This is a genomic window from Streptomyces sp. NPDC004561, from assembly GCF_053602155.1.
Genome location: NZ_JBSGDB010000800.1, coordinates 1 through 2,338 on the forward strand (window position 1 = coordinate 1; position 2,338 = coordinate 2,338).

The window sequence follows — 2,338 nt, forward strand, 5'->3', positions numbered from 1 at the left end:
GCACTTCGGCGGCCTGCAGAAGCTGCTCGACGGCGTCCGCGCGCACGGGTTCGGGGTCCGCGAGGTCGCTGCGGGTCACCGCGAGGACGGCGTGCCGGACGCCGAGCGCGTCGAGGACGGCCAGGTGCTCCTGCGACTGGGGCTGCCAGCCCTGGTCGGCGGCGACCACGAACAGCACGGCGGGCACGGGTCCGACGCCGGCCAGCATGGTCGGCACGAACCTCTCGTGCCCGGGCACGTCGACGAAGGCGAGGTGGTCCCCGTCGGGGCCGAGCCGCGTCCACACGAAGCCCAGGTCGAGGGTGAGGCCCCGGCGGCGCTCCTCCGCGTAGCGGTCGGGCTCCATGCCGGTGAGGGCCCGGACCAGGGCGGACTTCCCGTGGTCGACATGGCCGGCCGTGGCGAGGACCCGCATCACGCCCGCCTCTCCGCCGGGGGCGGCACCGCACCGCCGCCCCGCGTGTCCTTCTCGCCCGGCGGCCGCACCTCCCGGACGGCCCCGGCGAGCCGGTCGTCGTCCTCCGCCGGCACCGACCGCAGGTCCAGCAGGCAGCGCCCGGCCTCCAGGCGTCCGACGACCGGGACCCGGCCGGTGCGCAGGGCGGCGGCGTAGGACTCGGGCAGGGCGAGCGCCGCGCTGGGCAGGGTGACCCCGGGCGCGCCTCCCCCGCCGACGGTGGCGGTGCTCTCCACGGCCCGTGCGTCGATCCCGTCGGCGCCCAGCTCGGCGGCGAGCCGCCGGGCGCGGGCCAGGAGGGCGGCCGGGTCGCAGGTGAGCGCCAGGGCGGTCGGGGTGGGCGGGCCGGTGAGGGTGGCCTCCAGCGCGGCCAGGGTCAGCTTGTCGACGCGCAGGGCGCGGGCCAGCGGATGCCGGGCGAGGGCGCGGACCAGGTCCTCGTCCCCGAGCAGCAGTCCGCACTGGGGTCCGCCGAGCAGTTTGTCGCCGCTGGCGGTGACCAGGGCGGCGCCCGCGCGCAGCGGGGTGTCGGCGTCGGGCTCCTCGGGCAGCGCCGGGTGCGGGGCGAGCAGGCCGGAGCCGATGTCGACGACGACCGGGACGCCCAGGCGGGTGAGTTCGGCGACCTCGGCGGAACGGGTGAAGCCGGTGATGCGGAAGTTGGACGGGTGCACCTTCAGCACGAATCCGGTGCCGGGGCCGATCGCGTCGGCGTAGTCGGCGGCGGTCGTGCGGTTGGTGGTGCCGACCTCGCGGAGCCGGGCGCCGGTCGACACCAGCAGGTCGGGCAGGCGGAAGCCGTCGCCGATCTCCACCATCTCGCCCCGGCTGACGACGATCTCCTTGCCGGCCGCGAGCGCGGTGGCGGCCAGGACGAGCGCGGCGGCGCCGTTGTTCACGACATGGACGGCCCCGGCGGAGGGCACCCGCGCGCGCAGCGCGGCGAGGGCGGAGCGGCCCCGGCGGGCCCGTACCCCGGTCGCCAGGTCGAGTTCCACGTCCGTGGGTCCGGCGGCCTCCTGGACGGCCTGCCGGGCGGCGGCCGAGAGCGGGGCCCGGCCGAGGTTGGTGTGCAGGAGCACCCCGGTGGCGTTCAGCACCGGGCGCAGACCGCTCGCGGTGTCGGGCAGCAGGTCCAGCGCCGCCTCCGGCACCCGCTCCGGCGGGATCCGCCCCGCCCGGGCCCGCTCCTGCGCCTGCCGCACGGCACTTTTCACCACACTCACACCGAGCCGCTCCACGGATGCGGCCAGCCGGGGGTCGCGCAGCACCACATCGGTACGCGGAATCCGGCGCCGGACGTCGGTGGCGTCGGGCGGGGGTGCGGGGTCGTCCGGGGCGGGTTCGGCGTCCTGTGGAGCGTGTTCGACGTTTTTTGGACCAGGGCCGGCCTCGTCGCGCACGCGTGCGCCGTCGTCCGCAGGGCTCACAGGACCGCCCTCGCGCCGTTCCGGGCCGCCGGAGGCCGCCCCGGCCGCCGCCGTCACCGTGCCCGTCGTCCGCGGTGCCACCCGCTGCTCCATGCCGCCGCTGTCCCTCCGGTCCGGCCCCTGCCCGTCGCGGGCTTCACCCATCGTCTCCCAGTGCCCCGGGCCGACCGTTCGACACGCCGGGACCGACGTTGTGGGGGCCGCGGCCCGGGTACCCGGCACCGCATGAATCAGCGCAACGACCGCAACCGACAGGACGACAACGCGACGGCGGCCGAGCGTGCGGCGAACCGGCGGCGCGAGACGGAGCGCGAGCGTGCCGCCGCCGAGCCGTTCGACCACCCGTACGCCGAGCGCGGCGGACCAGGTCGTCCTCCGTCATGCCGTCGAGGGACTCGCTGGCGATCCAGGCGCCGTCCCGCAGCGTGGTGACCTTCTGGCAGATCTGGAA

At 77.1% G+C, this 2,338-nt stretch carries 2 protein-coding genes; both read right to left on the reverse strand.

The window, feature by feature from the left end; genetic code table 11:
- On the reverse strand, window positions 1–415 hold a 415-nt coding region (locus tag ACWEN3_RS45460; protein ID WP_452984187.1), incomplete at its 3' end, for a GTP-binding protein.
- Window positions 415–1,980: an L-seryl-tRNA(Sec) selenium transferase gene (gene selA / locus ACWEN3_RS45465; RefSeq protein ID WP_452984189.1), complete on the reverse strand. Its 1,566-nt coding sequence runs from the start codon at window positions 1,978–1,980 to the stop codon at window positions 415–417. The genes ACWEN3_RS45460 and selA, both read right to left, overlap by 1 nt.
- Between the last annotated feature and the right edge of the window lie 358 nt (window positions 1,981–2,338).